Origin of the sequence: Niallia circulans (assembly GCF_003726095.1) — a bacterium.
GTDB classification, from domain to species: domain Bacteria; phylum Bacillota; class Bacilli; order Bacillales; family Cytobacillaceae; genus Niallia; species Niallia circulans_A.
Genome location: NZ_CP026031.1, coordinates 3,011,635 through 3,029,544 on the forward strand (window position 1 = coordinate 3,011,635; position 17,910 = coordinate 3,029,544).

13 protein-coding genes are annotated in these 17,910 nt (G+C 35.9%); 2 read left to right on the forward strand and 11 right to left on the reverse strand.

Annotated elements, in window-relative coordinates; translation table 11 throughout:
• Positions 1 to 205: 205 nt before the first annotated feature.
• The 10 genes from C2I06_RS14550 to C2I06_RS14590 form a co-directional block, all read right to left on the reverse strand.
• Positions 206 to 1,009: an undecaprenyl-diphosphate phosphatase gene (locus C2I06_RS14550; RefSeq protein ID WP_217279731.1), complete on the reverse strand. Its 804-nt coding sequence runs from the start codon at positions 1,007 to 1,009 to the stop codon at positions 206 to 208.
• Positions 1,010 to 1,238: 229 nt separating this feature from the next.
• Positions 1,239 to 2,408 carry a hypothetical protein gene (locus tag C2I06_RS14555; RefSeq protein WP_123258300.1) on the reverse strand — a complete coding sequence of 390 codons (1,170 nt, stop codon included), beginning with the start codon at positions 2,406 to 2,408 and terminating at the stop codon, positions 1,239 to 1,241.
• 77 nt (positions 2,409 to 2,485) lie between these two features.
• Complete coding sequence (locus tag C2I06_RS14560) at positions 2,486 to 3,142, reverse strand: hypothetical protein (RefSeq protein WP_141231341.1); 657 nt, start codon at positions 3,140 to 3,142, stop codon at positions 2,486 to 2,488.
• A complete protein-coding gene (locus C2I06_RS25840) occupies positions 3,120 to 3,248 on the reverse strand; it encodes a hypothetical protein (protein WP_268877116.1) in 129 nt (42 codons plus the stop codon). Before C2I06_RS25840 ends, C2I06_RS14560 begins: the two co-directional genes overlap by 23 nt.
• Positions 3,249 to 3,399: 151 nt before the next feature.
• Positions 3,400 to 4,695 carry a helix-turn-helix domain-containing protein gene (locus C2I06_RS14565; protein ID WP_123258301.1) on the reverse strand — a complete coding sequence of 432 codons (1,296 nt, stop codon included), beginning with the start codon at positions 4,693 to 4,695 and terminating at the stop codon, positions 3,400 to 3,402.
• A 174-nt stretch (positions 4,696 to 4,869) separates the two neighbouring features.
• On the reverse strand, positions 4,870 to 6,126 hold the full coding sequence (locus C2I06_RS14570; protein ID WP_123258302.1) for a CYP152 family fatty-acid peroxygenase CypC: 1,257 nt from the start codon (positions 6,124 to 6,126) through the stop codon (positions 4,870 to 4,872).
• Between the two features lie 64 nt (positions 6,127 to 6,190).
• On the reverse strand, positions 6,191 to 7,300 hold the full coding sequence (locus tag C2I06_RS14575; RefSeq protein ID WP_095329841.1) for an SDR family oxidoreductase: 1,110 nt from the start codon (positions 7,298 to 7,300) through the stop codon (positions 6,191 to 6,193).
• A gap of 163 nt (positions 7,301 to 7,463) precedes the next feature.
• A complete protein-coding gene (locus tag C2I06_RS14580) occupies positions 7,464 to 8,660 on the reverse strand; it encodes an MFS transporter (protein WP_095329840.1) in 1,197 nt (398 codons plus the stop codon).
• A gap of 188 nt (positions 8,661 to 8,848) precedes the next feature.
• Positions 8,849 to 11,521 carry an alpha-mannosidase gene (locus tag C2I06_RS14585; RefSeq protein WP_123258303.1) on the reverse strand — a complete coding sequence of 891 codons (2,673 nt, stop codon included), beginning with the start codon at positions 11,519 to 11,521 and terminating at the stop codon, positions 8,849 to 8,851.
• A 40-nt stretch (positions 11,522 to 11,561) separates the two neighbouring features.
• The gene (locus C2I06_RS14590) at positions 11,562 to 12,857 is read right to left on the reverse strand and encodes a glycoside hydrolase family 125 protein (protein WP_123258304.1); all 1,296 of its coding nucleotides are present in this window, start codon (positions 12,855 to 12,857) and stop codon (positions 11,562 to 11,564) included.
• A 222-nt stretch (positions 12,858 to 13,079) separates the two neighbouring features.
• Here C2I06_RS14590 and C2I06_RS14595 point away from each other — a divergent pair, with 222 nt between their 5' ends.
• Both C2I06_RS14595 and C2I06_RS14600 read left to right on the forward strand, forming a co-directional pair.
• Positions 13,080 to 14,108 (forward strand): GntR family transcriptional regulator, encoded by a 1,029-nt coding sequence (locus C2I06_RS14595; protein ID WP_095329837.1) that lies wholly within the window; start codon positions 13,080 to 13,082, stop codon positions 14,106 to 14,108.
• A gap of 12 nt (positions 14,109 to 14,120) precedes the next feature.
• The gene (locus C2I06_RS14600) at positions 14,121 to 16,208 is read left to right on the forward strand and encodes a GH92 family glycosyl hydrolase (protein WP_338134259.1); all 2,088 of its coding nucleotides are present in this window, start codon (positions 14,121 to 14,123) and stop codon (positions 16,206 to 16,208) included.
• Positions 16,209 to 16,408: 200 nt separating this feature from the next.
• On the opposite strand, the gene C2I06_RS14605 is transcribed toward C2I06_RS14600, so the two are convergent.
• A complete protein-coding gene (locus C2I06_RS14605) occupies positions 16,409 to 17,899 on the reverse strand; it encodes a response regulator transcription factor (protein WP_123258305.1) in 1,491 nt (496 codons plus the stop codon).
• Between the last annotated feature and the right edge of the window lie 11 nt (positions 17,900 to 17,910).

Below are 17,910 nucleotides of genomic sequence, written 5' to 3' on the forward strand. Positions count from 1 at the left end.
AGCGGATACACAATTACAAAATAATGCTGATTGTTATGTCCCTATTAAAGTGAGCACTCCTTATTTCTGATTTTCCGGCTGTGTTAAGAACTTGGGATTTTACAATAAAAGCTTTTTCCTTTCTTTTTGAAATAGCCGTCATAAAGACAAAAAAAAAGCACAATAGCTGTCCTATTGCACTTTTCTTCTTTGTCTATTATTCTCTTTATAATAAGTAAGTTACCACTAACAATATCGTTCCAACGATAAAGCAATAATAAGCAAAATATTTTAAATTTCCTTTTTCCATTATCCCCATTAGCCATTTCATAGAAAAATAAGTAAAAACAAGGGACGTCATAAAAGCAATGAAATAAGGCCATGCCAAAGTTTTCATATCTGGGCTGTTAATCATATCCGTTACTCCAAGAATAGCTCCTCCAACACTTACCGGAATATAAAGCATAAAGGAAAAACGCAGTGCCGTACTTTGTTTCATCCCCAATGCAATGGACGCTATAACAGTGGAACCTGAGCGGCTGATACCTGGTATAAGTGCAATCACTTGAGCACACCCAACAATTAGAGCATCTCGCCAAGATAAATCCCCATCTCTTTTTACACCACGCATATTTCGAATGATCCATAAAGCTATACCTGTAATTAGTAGTGTAATGGAAACAGTATAAAAAGAGGTGAAATAATCAGCAATATAATCGCCAAACAGTACGCCGATCACACCAGCTGGAATGGTTCCAATAATAACATACAGGGAGAATCGAAAATCAGCTCGATACCTTTCCTTTCGCGTTTTTAGATACAAAAAGCTATGTGTTATTAATTGCTTGATATCCTTTCGGTAAATGAAGACAATCGCAATTAATGAAGCTGTATTTGTAATAATCTCGAACGATAAGCCTCTCTGTTCAATTCCTAGGAGCCTTTGGCCAATAATTAAATGGCCACTTGAGGAAATTGGAATCGGCTCGGTAATACCTTGGATGGCTCCTAAAATAAAGTACTTTACCATTAATAAAAAATCATGCAAATCCACTACTTAACCTCCAACTTATCTACTTTTTTCCTAGTATACGGGAAAGTGAGATGGAAATATAGGGGATCAATTTGTTCTATCTCTTATTCTACTAAAATGTAATCGTTTTAAAACCTTTTATATTCGGAAAACAGATATTTTTTTAGATAAAATCTACTTTACATCTAACTTCGTAAAAAAAGCATAAGGCTCTCCCCTTATGCTCTTACTTTAATATTTTAAAATCATAAGAATAAATAGAAGTTCCTTTTACGGATGATAAGATGTCATCTAATCCCGCAATTGTTTTCTCTTCTACCTTCTCACCATTTTCCAAAGAGTAGCTCTCCAGATAATACTTCTCTTTTTGCGAACCGTCATATCTTAATGCAAATAAATAATCCCCTGCAAAATATACTTCTTCATTATGACAAGCTCCGTTCTGCGGAAAATCCTCCAGCAGAAATTTATTCTGTTCCTTTCCATCTTTACTTACCGCAACAACTTCTCCTAATCCGTTAACATAGAAAAAAACATCCCTCCATAAATAAGCTGCATTTTTAGAATTCATGGAATCAGCTGCAGGATCATTGGCAACATATCCTGAATTTAACTCTACTTTTGTTTGTTCCAACGTTACCTTATTAAGGAGAAATAAAACAGTATTTTGGCTCTTATCTTTAGTTATCTCTGAGAGTAAAACATAATAATGGAGTTCGTCACTTAAGATAGGAGCCAATGCTGAATACTCATATCCTTTTTCCAATTCCAAACCCTTAATGTCATTTATTTCTAATTGGTTATTTTCCAAAGACGCTTTCCTTAAGACATATTCCTTTTCTTCTTCATCATTGGTCAAAATGAGAATTTCATCCTTAGTGTAACCCGAAGCCATTATAGAATAAGGGAGATTTCCACCCTTAAACCCTTTTTGATTTCCCCAATAAATATGGGATATATCCCTTTCTTTATCATTACCAGAACGATAAATAGAGAAAAAGACATCCTGTTTCTCCAAATAGCCTGTTCGTTCTCCGTTTTGTTGGTATTTCAGATCGATTACCGCATTCTTTTCTCCAATCAACCTTATAGTATTTTTATCCTCTAGCAACAGCTGATGGTTATTTAGCGCCATGCTTCCAAATTCTAAACCACCCATTTGAAAACTACTCGCTTTTCCTTTATCATCAATAAAAACAGCGTAACTAATTCCTTCATTATTCCTATCTTGATTAGTTGTTGTGGAGAAATAGACAACTGCCTCTTTATCATGTAGAAAATCTGGCTGATTAAGCTCTTCCATCGTAAGGTTATTTTCTGAATGGCCAATTTTAGTAGTGACAGTAATCATTAGAACGATAATTAGAAATAGAGCTATACCAAATTTCGTTTTCATACTATCCTCCTAAAGTAAAAAGGCGGTATGCTAATAGTGCAAACTCGCCTTATAAATATTATAAGATTGGGAATATTTTACGAAATTAAAGTGTCGCCAAAGTTAGTTGTAGGATATAACCATTGAATAAAAAGATAAGGAGGTAATAATAATTTCTTTTCGTGCTGTTCGGAGATAAAGTCAGCTATTGCAATGGTTGACTCTACTCCTCCATGAATAGTTAAATAATAATTTAATTTCTTCATTACTTTTATTAATGTGTCCAATGTCTCTTTGTCTTGTCTTAAAAGCTTATATGATATTCCTAAGTTTGAATGTAATCCTAATTGTTTCTGGTGTATAGCAATATCACTATATTGCTTACACTCTATTGTATCTAGTTGCACAAAAATTTCCTTTTCAGAATCCAGCTTATAAACACCATTATAAGGAATTCCCATCACTACATTTTCATCTAGTTTAAGAATTACAGGGGAGATATCTCTTATAAATTCTGGCTCAAATTTATTGATTACCTCAAATAAAATTTGTGCTAATGTGTTTTTATGAAAAAGACATTCTCTAGGTCGCAGTGATTTTTTTTGATTTTTTTCAATAGAACAAGCAACAATATGAGAAGTTGATGGCTGTAAATAATCACGATTCATTTGATCTTGATATGTTTCAAAAATTCGCTGCATCAACTGATTATTCATCTCCACCATTTCACTATTACTCCATTTCGAGATTTCCAATACTAAGTGCTCCTGGTTGACATTCATGCCCAGCCAAAGCACTTCCAAGATTTACACCCAATGTTAAAGTAATAAGAACCACAACGGATACGATCATTTTTTTCATTTTTAATACACTCCTATTCTTTAATCTATTTGTTAATAAAATTTTATACTATATAGATTATTTATAAAAATAGGTAAAATTCTACTGTTTTTTCTATCATTTAATAGATTTTTTTCTATTAAAATTTTACTATACATACCTACTACTTCAATTATTCCTCATATTCTAATGCTTTCATTAAATAATCTGCTGCTTTCTTATATGCCTTTTTATCGTAATAATGATTCCCCAGTTCTTTTGTTATTCGTTTAATCAAAATACCTTGATGTAATTCAATTGCAGAGTCTAGCATTTTTTGCATTCCCTTTTCATATGCAGTTTCATTACCTTGCAGTTTCTTAACCGATAACCTTAATAAACATAATAAAATATAATCATGCTTAAGCTGAAATTTTTCTGTTATCGAAAGGGCCTTTTCTAAATACTCATCCACAAGTACCCAATCTTTTAACTCTATGTGGATTTCTACTAACCTTCTCAACGGGTGAACAATTTGCAAATCTAGTGAAGGTTGTTCAAAAATATTAATACTCTTTAAATAGTATTTTATTGCTAACTGATATTCCTTTTTTCTCTCATAAACTCTCCCAATATTATGTTGTATCATCCCTTTAAAACTTGAAAGTTTCTCAAGCTCTTTATTCTCCATGATAATATGTTCTGCCTTTTTTAAACATTCCATTGAATTATCTAAATCATTATTTAGCTGATATTGAACCCCCAATGTAATTAAAGCAGTAATGATATATTCTTTTTCCTTCTTTTTTTCAAATATCTCATATGCCTTATTAGAGTAATACATACTAATTTCTTGATTGGCGTGTGTTCTTTGCTTAATCAAACTAAGATTATAATAAAGTTTCGCAGCATCTAAACTATCCCTGTCTTTTAATAAATGATCTGCTTTAGTGTAATAATGGACTGAAAAATTAAAATCCTGAAGATAATAAAAGAAGTTACCACAAGAGAGATAGTAATAAAAGTATTCTCCCTCTAAACCTTCATTAATTTCACCTGAAATAAATCGTTTAGATAAGCTATAAATACTCCTAGCCTGCTCTATTTCTCCTTTTGTCGTATAATATCTCAATAAAACTCCATAAAGGTTCAGATTTATTTTGGTAGAGTTTAACTCTAATGTTTGAATATGAAGATAAGAAAGGTCTTCATCTGTAATTTTTCCGCTTTTTTTATATTTTTCCACGATCTCTAATGTTTTTTCATCTCTATTCGGACTACTCAATTCTGTTAAATCATAACCCAGTCTTTTGGACACTTTTCTTAAAAATTCTGGCGATGGATTGATTTGCCCATTTTCAATCCGGCTTAAATAAGTGATAGAACAAATCCCTTCCGTTAATTCCTTTTGCGTCAGCTGTTTATGGATACGTAGTTGCCTTATTCTTTCACCAACCATTATTTCTCCCTTCTCTCTTGTTATTTCCATTTCTCCGTATTGATATTACAATTATAGCGCTAATGTACCATTTATTAGAAAATATATGAGAAAATTCACCAATTTTTTTCAAATAACAGGAGTACTTCGACATATTTTTCATCCATAGAAAAAAACAATAAAAAACTTGGCCTTATATAAATAGGCCAAGCTCTCTTTATTTACTTATCGTTTTTTAATATTGCTCATAATAAATCCACTCTTCGGCAATGTTGGCATCTCACTTAAGTCATAATGTAAAGCTTGATTTGGTACATTATAGTCCATTTTCGTTGCGAGAGTTCGCAAAACAACCTTCATTAATTCGACTGTAACTCCTTCTCCGGGACATCGATGCCCTTTGGCTGGATCTCCACCGCCATGGGGAATAAAATCATACAATCCTCCTTGCCAATTTTCAAATCGACCTGGATTAAATTGATTCGGATTTTCCCATAAACGTGCATCATGATTAGTTCCATAAATATCTAATAAGACTAAAGTTCCTTCTTTAAATTCTTGGTTCTTCCACATAAAATTAGTTCGGACACGAGCTCCAAGAAAAGGGCCAAACGGATAATATCGCCTTACTTCATGGACAAACATATCGAGATGTCGGTCATCAGCTGTGCGAAGCTTTTCTCTTTCTTCTTTATATTCATGGAAAGCTAAAGCAGAAAATGTAATGAAAGTGGCAATCGCAACGATTGGTCTTAGCACATTTATTAACTCAATTGCCGCCATTTCCGGATCAAGCCTTGCTCCATCGATTTTCTTATAAAAAGCCATTTCATGTAAGGCAGTTCCTTGTTCTGTTTCCAGTTTGCCCTCACGAACTACTTCGATCACTTGTTTAATCCACCGCTCAGCTCGATTACGAGCTATTCTGCCTTTCCAGTGCTCGGGGCCCAAGGCGCCAAATGCGTACACCATCGCAATAAAATCATCAGCACGCTCTGATATTTCTTCTTCCGCGAGAGGTACTCCTGCCCATTGACAGGCAACTTTACATAAAATATTCTTTATTTCATCAAATAAAACAATTTGATCCCTTTGTTCCCACTGTTTTATTGCTTCTTCCAAATAGACTGTTGTAAGATTCGCAAGCTTTTGTTGATGTTCAGGAGTCAACAAGGACATAAATAGAAGTTTTCTGTGAAGATGTTTTTCATCATCCATCGTTTGAACCGCATTCTTTCCAAATAATGATTGCTGAATCCGATTAGGTGCTGCTCCATTGCGCTGAAATTTCTCGGAGTCGTAGAATATCTTTACAGCCTCTTCTCCTCTTATACATATCACATCTTGTCCTAATAAACGTACTGTGAATATATCAGAATTAAATTTATCCATTCTGTTATTAATAAAAAGATATCCTTCCTTTAATAAGGAAATGGTTTTATCTAATCCTTTTTCTGAAGGTACGATTGAATTGGTCGGCATCTCTGACTCTCCTTTCTAAACTCCATCATCATTCACAGAGGAAAAACAAGTATTCTGCTTCTTATTACTTTGATTTTTTCCCTTTAGTCAAAAAAATAATCCCAATACTGACGGCAGCAGCAGCTGTAAGAATAGGATGCTTGCTCATTTTCACGTACATACTTCGAGAACGAATCCATCCCTGATTAGTTCCTCTTTCATGTAAACCATATCCTGGCTGATATAAATTACTGTTTTCACGATTGTTAGATGGTTGATCTTTATATTGAGTGGGTGGAATCCATTTCTCCATTAACTTGTCTGTAAATCGTGGTAATAATGTACCTAATAGATTTAATAATTTTGCTTGAGAACCAACATACATATCTCTCATTGGATTTTCTGCCGCATATAATATTGCCTCTGCTACAGCGTCAGGAGGATAAATCATTCCTTTATGAGTGGGCTGCTTATCCAAATAACTTCTAGCATGTTCAGCATATGGCGTATCTATTCTTCCGGGATGAATCAAAGTAATAGATACAGGAATTTGTTCCTTTTCCGCTTCCATTCGAATGCTTTCAGTCCAGCCATGGACAGCGAATTTCGAAGGTGCATATGTCGACTGGATAAGTGTTCCTCTATCCCCGAACAGGCTCCCTATATTAATTAGAGCACCAGCATTCCCTCGCTCTTTGAAATGGTTAATCGCAATCCTTGTACCGTAGACAACACCCCAATAGTTAGTATCATGCATTCGTTTCATGTCCTCAATGCTTACATCCATGGCATATCCGTATATCGTCACTCCTGCATTATTAACCCAAGTATCAAATCCCCCGAATGTTTCTTGCGCTGTCTCGGCAATTTTTTTAACGTCTTGTTCTTTTCCCACATCAGCCTTTACATAAACGACGGAAGCTCCTTGTTCTTTTAACTCAGCAGTCAGTTTTTCCAAGGCATTCTCATTTCGTGCTGCTAGCACAAGCTTTGCTCCTTTAGAAGCAGCCATCCTCGCTGTGACAAGTCCAATTCCACTAGAAGCTCCTGTAATTACGATGACTTGTTCATTGATTTCTTTTAATGTCCACTTGCCCGTTGAATCATCTAGTTTCTGAAACTTCCTATCTTTTAATTCCTTTAAGCTTTCTAAATGAAGTACTTTCTTATCATATTCTCTTTCCTTGCTGCTCATCATCATACCTCCCATATAATAGTAATAAGCTTAGTATTTAGTAATTCAGCAATAATAATCAGAAAAAGAATGGAAGTGACATATAGAAGATATACCCGTAAAAGCAATAAAAAAAGAATGAAAAATATCCCAAAAAGGATGCTTTCATTCTTTAGATTACTCTTTAGCCCATGGCTTCAGATAATATTTTTTTTCCTTTTTTCAGATGAACAAGGAGAGCTAGCATTGGAAAAGCTATCGCCAAAAGCAATGCCGTATTCGGACTGAATTGATAATAACTATAGCTTCCGATCCATGATCCAAACGCTCCTCCTAAGAAGAAAATGGTCATATATAACCCATTTAATCTATTTCGAATGGCCGGGTTTAAGCTAAAAATAACCTTTTGACCTAACAGCATATTTCCTGATACACCGATATCTAGTATAATCCCAGAGATTACAATAAGTGCAATACTTAAGATAGAATGATCTTTTACAAAAAATAAAAGAAAAATCGAAACAACTACTAGAACCATTGATACATTCGTCATGGAGTAAATATATCCCTTATCCCCTAACTTTCCAATATATGGGGTTAACAATGCACCCGCAATGGCAACAAAGCCAAATAGGGCAATTTCGTTATTAGTAAAATGCAAGGACTCGGATCTTAATAAGATGGGCAAAACTGTCCAATACAGACTAAAGGTAGCAAAGATACAAGCATGGTAAAATGCCCTTTGTTGGAGAGGCTGCGTTTCTTTTAGGACACTTAACATCGAGCGCAATAAAGCAGGATACGTTATGCCAAGATTAGATTCTAATTCAAAATCTGGTAAAAATTTTAATAATAATAGCAAAATAGTAACTAATATAAGGCAAGAAAAAAGAAAGACCATCCGCCAGCCAAGCCAGTCAGTAACGGCGATTGAAAATGGTCGCGCCACCATAATTCCAATAAAAAGCCCACTCATTACTTTACCGATATAATTCCCAGCTTGTTCTTTAGGGACAATTTTCATCGTTAATGGCACTAACATTTGAGCAGCACTTGCTCCAATCCCGATGAATGTAACAACAAATAAAAAGATCATCCCATTTGTCGAAAATAAAGCACCAATTAAAGAAAGAATGGTTAGCCCTATTAACAAGACAATGATTCGTTTACTTTTATAAAGATCTGCCAAGGGAACTAAGAAAAACAAGCCAGCACCATATCCAATTTGCGTTAAAGTCGTTAACAGCCCAGAGATATTTGAAGCAATATGTAAATCAGTAGAAATAAATTGAATAATCGGTTGGGTATAATATATATTAGCTACTACAGCTCCACAGCTTACCGCCAATAAAAAAATGAGAAAATTTGTTTTCGTGTTCATTACCAACACTCCTTTCACCAACCAAGATGATATATAATTATAACATAAGGACTATATCTGAAAATGTCTAAAACATTAATACTTGGCTAGTTGGTACTATATTTCATAACCCTATCCAAAGACAAGCTTTTTAAGAAACCTATATAAAAAAACAAGGAGTGTTCCCCCCCTTGTTTTTCACTGCTAAATTACTCCCATATAAATGTACAAATCTCCGCTTCGTTCATTTGATTGGAATCGAACATTTCTCCGTTCATTTCTTCCAATAAATTAGATTTCCTTGGGTATTTCCCATTATATTTCACCGTTAAAGGCTGTTTTTCGTCCGTTAAATTGTATCCTCGAAGAACTATTTCTTTGCTGTTTTCTCTCCGCTTAAATGCTGTTAGTCGAAAAGCTTTTCCGTCCAATTGAATAAATTCATATATGGACGGATATGCACCTTTATGGATATCTGTTTGCACACTAGAAAAAGGAATTTGAAAGTTAATTGCTGCATGATAGGATTCCAGCTTGTTCGTGCTATCGTGAAATCCTACGGCAAATTTCACTGCTTGATTTCCTTGGCACTGAGCTTCTGGAGTTGGGAAGTAACCCCAATCTCCTAATTCCCCAACCGCTCGAAGCAAAGTAATGGCAATAGTATCTTCCATGATTTCATATTCATTCAGTCCATAATTCGCAACAGTCACCCCTCTATTCTCATCATGTAAATTAACGAATGCATGCTGATGCTGTGGGTTAGTTGGATTTTCCCAGTTGGAACTTACCTTATTTGCTCGCTTCACTACTTCGAAAATACTGTCTGCTTCATGCTCCTCTACATGAATGCCTGTTGGAAAGAGCACTCGTATGCGATGGTCCTTCATTTGGTTAGCAAATGATGTTTCGAATAAAAGCTGATTACTGTTTCGCTCTAATCTTATTTTTGTTTTCAGCTCCAATGTTTCCAGCTTGTTCGAACGACCTGCATGACGGCCTCGAAATTCAATTAGCCCTTTCTGCTCTTCCAATAACCTTTCATCTGCTGATTTTGGAATCAGCATTGTTTGTGTTAAAAGCACTTCTCCATATGCAAAAGTATCACCGATAACCTCCACCTCTGCTTTTCCTGCTGATGATAAAATGGGCTGATCTCCTTTTGGCATTTTGTAAATATACTCATTGCCAACATCGCCCGTATTCTCAAAAGTGAGGAAGTTTGTGTATATACTATTTGTTCCTTTATCCAAAACAGTCAATGTACCATTTTGTTCTATTTGCACCTTTAAATGGTTATTTTCTAAAAGATGCCCTTGCTGCTGAACAATTTTTTTGTGTTCTTGCTGCTGAGATTCTCCTTCTATCAACGCATAGGTTTGCCATGATAATGGACTCATTTCGTTTAATGGGAGCTCAACAGTCACATAAGCACCGATAAACGGCTGACGAAAACGATCCTCTGGAAGATCATATCCAAACCGGATATCTGTATAGATAACCCTTGCTGGAACTTCCACTCCCTCTTTATCGATTACTTTCATTGCTGGAAACTCTTCGGCTTTTAGCTTGCGATACAATTCATCTGGACGTCCGCTCGAAAAGGGAAGCCTTTTCCACTCTATCTCTATTTCAACCAAACCTGTTTTTGTACTGCCAGCAGTATTAAAGACAATAAAAGGGCGGCTTCCAGCTGGAAATTCACTCGTGTCAATTTGTTCTGCAAGCATAGTTAAAGCTTCTGTTTTTATAAATTGACCTACTTCCTCTGCTTTATGAAAGCGAGTCATCATTTCACGATGCACCTCATCCACACTGCAGCCGCAAATACTGTCATGGGGATGGTTTTGCATCAATTGTTTCCATGCAAACTGAAACATTTCATGGGGATATTTTCCGTCCTTTTGATAGGCCATTGCAGCCAATGGTTCCGCAATATTTTCTAACAATCTACTAACATCTGTATTTCTTTGTTTCAGATATACTCTAGAGGAAGCGGTATTTGCTAAAGTATACCAGCCATCTGTCTCCTGACTAGTTAATTCTCCTTTCACTGTATGTAAATTTTCAGGAATGTCTTGTTTTATTATTTTCATATACTCATCAAAACTACTATGAATGAAGGTTATGTCAGGATATAGATTATTGGCAGCTTCAATGGCAGCTGTAATATTCTTTTGAACTGGCTGATGATCACAGCCATTCATAAACAATAGATGATCTGTAGATGCATATTGAAGGGCATCCTTTAATTTCTGATCCCAAAATTGCTTTGCTTCCACTTCATCCACAGGAATTTCATTCCCATTACTATACCAATTGGCAAAAAGAATGCCTAAAATAGTGGATTTATCAGGGCCTTCCCACCACATTTCTGAATATGGTGAACTATATTGATCATCATTGATAACAATATTATTAACCCCCGTAGGTTTAACCCCGCGCCCAAACGCCGCCACATCCATACCAGACTGTTTAAGAATTTGTGGTGCCTGCCCCATATTCCCAAATGTATCTGGGAAATAGCCTAACTTAACTGGTGCTCCCCATTTTTGGCATTCTTGCAATCCAATTAAAATATTTCGTACATTTGCTTCACTACTAATTAAAAAATCATCTTGCAGAATATAGAAGGGACCAATTTTTAATTTTCCTTCTTGAATATATTTTTTGAGCTTCCATTCGTTTTGCGGCTTTATCTCCAAATAATCATCGAGAATAATTGTCTGCCCATCTAAATGAAAACTATTAAAATGAGGGTCTGTGTCAAACAACTCTAATAAATCATCGATGAGCTGAACCAATCGCATGCGATGCTGTTCAAAAGGCAAATACCATTCTCGATCCCAATGACTATGGGATACTATATACACTTTTTTCATCTTCAGCTACTCCTCTCTAGTTCCTTTACTGTCCTGTCATTTATTTTTTCTTTACTCGAATATCAAAGTAATCCATTACTAGTTCGCAAAACATCATATTTGCCCAAGAAAACCACTCTCTCGTATATTGAGTAGGATTATCCACATCAAAGCCTTCATGCATTAAATGTGTTCCTCCATCACAGGCTACTAGTAAGTCTAGTATTCTTTCTTTCTCCTTTTTATCCTCTGTCGTTAGACCTTCCATCGCAAGAGCAATCGGCCAAATATAATTTTCCGGTGTATGGGAGCTGCCAATCCCTTCCGCATATTTCCCTTTATAAAAGTAAGGATTCTCTTCACTAAGTATTGTCTGGCGTGTTGCTCGGTATCTTTCATCATTTTCCTCCACATATCCAAGATACGGGGCAGATAATAGATTAGGTATATTGGAATCATCCATAATTGTAAAGTTGCCTTTTCCATCTACTTCATAGGCATAAATTTCTTCACCGTTTTGATTGCGTACAACAGCAAACTCCTCAATCCCCTTTTCTATCTCCTCTTTGAGTTTTTGAAAGGCAGGAACTTGCTCCGTTATCTTCAAAACATCTTCATAAATCTCGATTAGATAACCTAGAACTACACTAGCAAACATATTCGAAGGCACTAAATAACCATATGTACAAGCATCATCACTTGGTCTAAATCCTGACCAGGTCATTCCAGTAGGCACTACTTCTGCCCCTCTCCCTTTGTTTATTAACGTATCCTCTTGTCGATCAGTCACTCTTTCAAATGTATAGGAGGAATTCGTATGATCTTGCTCTATCATCCATACCTCGATTATTTTTTGGACCGCTTCCTGAAACGACTGATTAAAATGATCTGTTCTCCCTGTTGCCTTCCAGAACAAATAACTAAGCTGGATTGGATAACACAGTGAATCAATTTCATACTTTCTTTCCCATATCCATGGATTCATTGTCGTTAAATCGGTTTGATGTCCTGCCCCATTCGCTTCTTTATTGAAAGCGTTCGCATAAGGATCTAAACAAATATACTGACATTGTCGTTCAATAAGACCGGCAATCATATTAGCCATTTCTTCGTCCCTTTCAGCCAATACTAAATATGGTCTTACCTGTGCAGTGGAATCTCGCAGCCACATCGCTGGTATATCCCCTGTAAGGAGAAAAGTAGTTCCATCCTCCAGCTTTTCAACTGTTGTTTCTAATGTATTGGCAAAGCAAGTATTGAAATTAACGGCCCAATCCGCATGTTCATCCCCACATTTTTCTGTAATCCTTTTCATAAATTCTTTTACCGAAGACATCGTTGTTTTTTGATATGACATTTTTTAACCCCTCTCATATTTGATATATCATTTAAACTCATTTTAATTTCAATCGTCTTTATTGTCTAGTGTTTCTTTTTCTTAATTTAATGAAAAATTGTTTGTCTATCAATGGATATAACTTCTCTCCTATTTATCTTCATAAAATTTACTTAGCTTTACTATTTACGGAAAGCATTTTCATGTTATAATAAATTTGATATATCATTTAAGGAGTTTATGATGAAAAAAGAACCACTTTATCAAAAAATTGTCACTGACATACTAGCACAAATCCAAGCCGGTCATTTAAAGCCAGGTGATCAAGTACCGACAGAATTAGAAATTTCTAAGCAATACAACGTCAGCCGCATCACTTCAAAGAGAGCTTTAACCGAGCTGGAAAACAAGGAGCTAATCGAACGAATCCAAGGAAGAGGAAGCTTTGTTGCCGAACAAAAACCGTCTCCTTCCCATGTTATTCTGTTTATTCTTCCTTTTCCCAATAATCCGGGACTAGGAGATTATGCACAAGGCATTAGTCGCTTTATCGCGAACACACCCTATACAGTGCAAATCCAGACAAATGCTTACTTAAGCCAGCTTGATGCCAAAAAAATATCGTCTATGTATGCGGGTCTTCTCCTTTATCCAGAGGCTGGAACATCGCATTTAGATATTCTTTATACCTTATATCTCGAGAAATTTCCGGTAGTGGTACTCGATAAGAAAATCGAAAGCATCCCATTTCCTTTTATTACCTCTGATAATATGCAAGGTGGTTATCTAGCAGCACAGCATTTAATTAACCAAGGACATAAGAAAATCGTCTTTTATGCTACACAAAATTTAGAGAGAAGTTCCACTATTCGAGAAAGGTATTTAGGCTATTTAAAAGCTATACACGAAGCGAATATCGCGTATCATGGTTCAAAAGTAGTGCTCTCAGCTGAGGACAACAGCGCTTTTATCCATCAGCTAAAGGAAGAAGAAATTACAGGACTGATAGCGGAAAACGATATTAATGCAATTCATTTAATGAAAGAAATCAAAAGATACGGCTATCAAGTTCCTAAAGACTTTTCGATTATTGGCTTTGATAATATTCAAGCAGCTGAACTTGTCGACCCAGCATTAACCACAATTGCCCAAAGCTTCGAGGAGATCGGATATCAAGCAGCTGAACAACTTATTCAATTAATTGAAAACAAAGAAGCAATTCATTCTGTCGTCATTCCTATTGAAATGATCATTAGAGAATCCACTAATTAAGGAGCGGTGTCTATGCTAGAATTAATTGATACAAGACAAGGGACAGAAAATCAACATAGCTATTCAAACGGGAATACACTTCCCTATACAGGCTTTCCCTTTGGCATGAATTTCTTTGTTCCGCAAACGAAACATACAAATGGAAGTTGGTTTTTTCATCCGCGTGATCGGGTTTTTCAAGGCTTTCGGTTAACTCATCAGCCGAGTCCATGGATGGGGGATTTCTCTCATTTATTATTAACACCTCTTTCAGGCGCCGTTCACCATGACGATATTTACCATAATCAAAGTTCCTATCGACCTGAAAGTTCCGTATACCAACCACATTATTTACAAATAACGCAAGCACGCTACCGAATTAAGAATGAATTGGTTCCTACTACATATGGCTCCATACTTCGTTCTGCTTATAGAGATTTAAAGCTACCTGGTTTATCTCTACATCTTCCTGGCAAAGGAAACGTTTCACTAGATATAGAGAAAAACAAGCTAACTGGATATGTTTCCAATTTTGCTGGCTGTGAAGATTCTGATTTTAAAATGTACTTTGTCATGACCTTTAGCCATCCCATCGATCAAGTTAATACTGGCTTTTTCCAAGAGAATAAGATGTTTACTTCCGCTCTTTCAGCAACTGGCGAAGACCAGCACTTTTTGATGCGCTTCTTATTAACCGAAGACAAACCGCTAGAAACTCGTCTTGCCACTTCTTTTATAAGCAGTGCTCAAGCAGAATGGAATCTAAGTCAAGAACTATCGCCTTTTTCATTTAATGCTCTCAAAGAAAGGGCAGAGGAAGCTTGGGAACATTACTTAAATAAAATTGAAGTGAAGAATAAAGATTTTTCAACTGTTAAGACATTCTATCACTGTATGTATCGGATGTTTCTTTTTCCGCAAAAATTCTATGAAATAAATCAACAGGGCGAGCCGATTCATTATGATACAACAAGCAAAAGTGTAAAACCTGGTGTCCTGTATACAAATAACGGCTTTTGGGACACATTCCGAACCGTCTATCCTTTCTATTCTCTTCTTATTCCAGAAGAATATGAAGAAATGCTGAGAGGCTTTCTGAATAGTTATAAAGAAACGGGATTTCTCCCTAAATGGCTGTCTCCCGATGAACGTGGACTTATGCCGGGTACGTTAATCGATGCTGTTATTGCAGATGCGTCGCAAAAAGGAATTGCTCTTGATATCATTCCTGAGTTGTTTGAAGCAATGGTGAAAACTGCTTCTACCGTAAGTTCAAAGCGAACCTACGGCCGACAAGGAATCGAAGATTATGATACATATGGCTACATTCCTTCCAGCCATCATGAAAGTGTAAACCATACACTTGATTACGCATATAGTGATTTCTGCATAAGCAGAGTAGCCAAAAAATTAGGACAGGATGATCTAAGGAAGACCTTCGAAAAGCGCGCTTATAATTACCGCAATATCTTCCATAAAGAAACGGGATTTATGCGTGCCAAAGATAAACAAGGCAAGGTAGAAGAACCCTTTAATTCCTTTAGCTGGGGGCAGGATTATGCAGAAGGAAGCGCTTGGCAAAGCAGCTTTGCTGTTTTTCACGACTTCGCTGGATTAATAAATGCTTATGGTGGAAAAGAACCTTTTCGAAACAAATTAGTAGATCTGTGCAATCAAGAGCCGATTTTTGATACCAAAGGCTATCGATTGGAAATACATGAAATGAGCGAAATGGCTGCAATTGATTTTGGCCAAGTTGCCATATCCAATCAGCCAAGTTTTCATCTACCTTATTTATTTACCTATGCTGGTGATCCCGCTTCGTCTCAAGTTTTATTAAAACAATTAATGACCCAGTTATTCTCTAGTAGTCCAACTGGCTATCCTGGTGATGAAGATAATGGCAGTATGTCTGGCTGGTTTATTTTTAGCAGTATGGGCTTTTATCCTATCTGCCCTGGTACAGGGGAATATGTAATTGGAATGCCGATTTTTGATGAGGTTACAATACATCTACCAAATGACAAAAAATCGAAATTTCAACTGCATTCAACCTGCCACAATTTAATTTTGTTCATCAGGTTACTGTCAACAATGAAATTTACAACAAGCTATTTTTAAAGCATGACGTACTTATAAAAGGCTGCACCATCGACTTCCAGCTTGGTATTGTGCCGCCAAATAAAGACTATGCAGAAACAGATTTACCTTATTCCTTGTCGACAGACAGCGCCTCCCTCCTATAAATAAAAGCACACCAAAAACCTACCCGCGCCGCCCAAGCCAAAGGGTAGGTTTTCTTTATATTCAAATCTACTTCCTCATTCATCAATCGGCTCAAATAATTGCTGATAGCTGTCCCTAAACTCTTTTGGAGAAATACCACAATATTTTTTAAAGTTTTTATAAAAGTAACCTGGACTCATATAGCCAATTTTTTCGGAGATTTCATTTATATTCAGCTCTGAATTCAGCAATAGATTCTGCGCTAGCTTTATGCGATAGTGATTTAAATATTGAGAAAAACTCTTATTGGTTTCTTTCTTAAAAATCTGCCCTACATACATCACATTTAAGTGGAGCCTTTCGGCAATTGCTTTTAATGTTAAATCCTCGTGATATTCTTCTTGGATGATTTTGAGGACATTTTGAACATTCATGCTGTATTCTCTTCTAAACTTCTTATACTTCAGATTGTCCAACAGATCTTTAATGATCATTTGCAGCTCTTTAAAAGAACAAGCTTTATTTATTTTCTCCACCATCTCTTCATAGATGAATTCATCCTGAACCTCAAGCTCGCGATAAATATCCATGAACACCAGAAAGATAATGTAACGAGTGTATGCAGGTGAAGCGGCAGATTCTATTAATTCCGTAAAGATTTGTTTAATTTCCTTTTGAATGGTTTCTATATTTCTTATCCCTAAAGCCTTCTTAAACGCCGAGAATGATATATTCGGTACATTTTCATTTAAAACATTGGCGGTTGCTGTATCCATAGATTGTTGCTGTCTTTCATAAAAAGAACAAAGATATAAACTACTCTTTGCATGTTCATAGCTTAAGGAAACATCAGCCATTTTCTTTACTTCCTCCCCAATTCCAAAAGTCACTTTATTTTGGCAGTATAGAACTTGGATTGATTTCATTAAGCACTCCAATCCCGATCTTCCTCCAAAATAGATAACGATCCATTGGTCTTCTTCATAATGATGAAAAAAATATAAATCTTTATTCGTATGTAACAGCTGATGAACTTGGTCATGGAGTTTCTTTTTATAGGTAAAGATCAGCACTTGATACCTTTTCATCTCGGTACTTATATCAAAGGCAGCAAGCATCTTTTTTAAATCCATATAATCAATATCATCATGTACCCAGCGTTTGAGTAAATGTGCAAATAAATATTTTTCGCCTTGGATTCGCAGCTTTTCCTCTTCAAACTCCTTGATACACTTTTTTAACGTCTCGATTAATTCCTCTTTGTTTATCGGTTTAATTAAATAATTCTCTGCTCCCATCTGGAGACTTTCTTTCACATATTCAAACTCCTGATAGCCAGACAACACAATAAAACGGAAAAAGATGGACGCTTCTTGTGCTTGTTTTAGAAAGTCAATCCCAGAAAGGATCGGCATGGTTACATCGGTTATCACAATATCTACCTTTTGTCTTTTTACAAATTCAAAAGCCTCTTGGCCATTACCTGCTGTGCCGACAATTTCAAATCCAAGATTCTCCCAAGGAATCAACTTTTGCAAACCTCTTACAATCATATATTCATCATCAACAAGCAGAACTTTATACAAAGCTATCCTCT

What these genes read in the sequence shown, in the direction of transcription:
- C2I06_RS14580 (WP_095329840.1), bottom strand. Translation starts at nt 8,660, where the DNA reads ATGAACACGAAAACAAATTTTCTCATTTTTTTATTGGCGGTAAGCTGT.
- C2I06_RS25840 (WP_268877116.1), bottom strand. Translation starts at nt 3,248, where the DNA reads ATGAAAAAAATGATCGTATCCGTTGTGGTTCTTATTACTTTAACATTG.
- C2I06_RS14570 (WP_123258302.1), bottom strand. Translation starts at nt 6,126, where the DNA reads ATGCCGACCAATTCAATCGTACCTTCAGAAAAAGGATTAGATAAAACC.
- C2I06_RS14575 (WP_095329841.1), bottom strand. Translation starts at nt 7,300, where the DNA reads ATGAGCAGCAAGGAAAGAGAATATGATAAGAAAGTACTTCATTTAGAA.
- C2I06_RS14565 (WP_123258301.1), bottom strand. Translation starts at nt 4,695, where the DNA reads ATGGAAATAACAAGAGAGAAGGGAGAAATAATGGTTGGTGAAAGAATA.
- C2I06_RS14555 (WP_123258300.1), bottom strand. Translation starts at nt 2,408, where the DNA reads ATGAAAACGAAATTTGGTATAGCTCTATTTCTAATTATCGTTCTAATG.
- C2I06_RS14550 (WP_217279731.1), bottom strand. Translation starts at nt 1,009, where the DNA reads ATGGTAAAGTACTTTATTTTAGGAGCCATCCAAGGTATTACCGAGCCG.
- C2I06_RS14600 (WP_338134259.1), top strand. Translation starts at nt 14,121, where the DNA reads ATGCTAGAATTAATTGATACAAGACAAGGGACAGAAAATCAACATAGC.
- C2I06_RS14590 (WP_123258304.1), bottom strand. Translation starts at nt 12,857, where the DNA reads ATGTCATATCAAAAAACAACGATGTCTTCGGTAAAAGAATTTATGAAA.
- C2I06_RS14595 (WP_095329837.1), top strand. Translation starts at nt 13,080, where the DNA reads ATGAAAAAAGAACCACTTTATCAAAAAATTGTCACTGACATACTAGCA.
- C2I06_RS14585 (WP_123258303.1), bottom strand. Translation starts at nt 11,521, where the DNA reads ATGAAAAAAGTGTATATAGTATCCCATAGTCATTGGGATCGAGAATGG.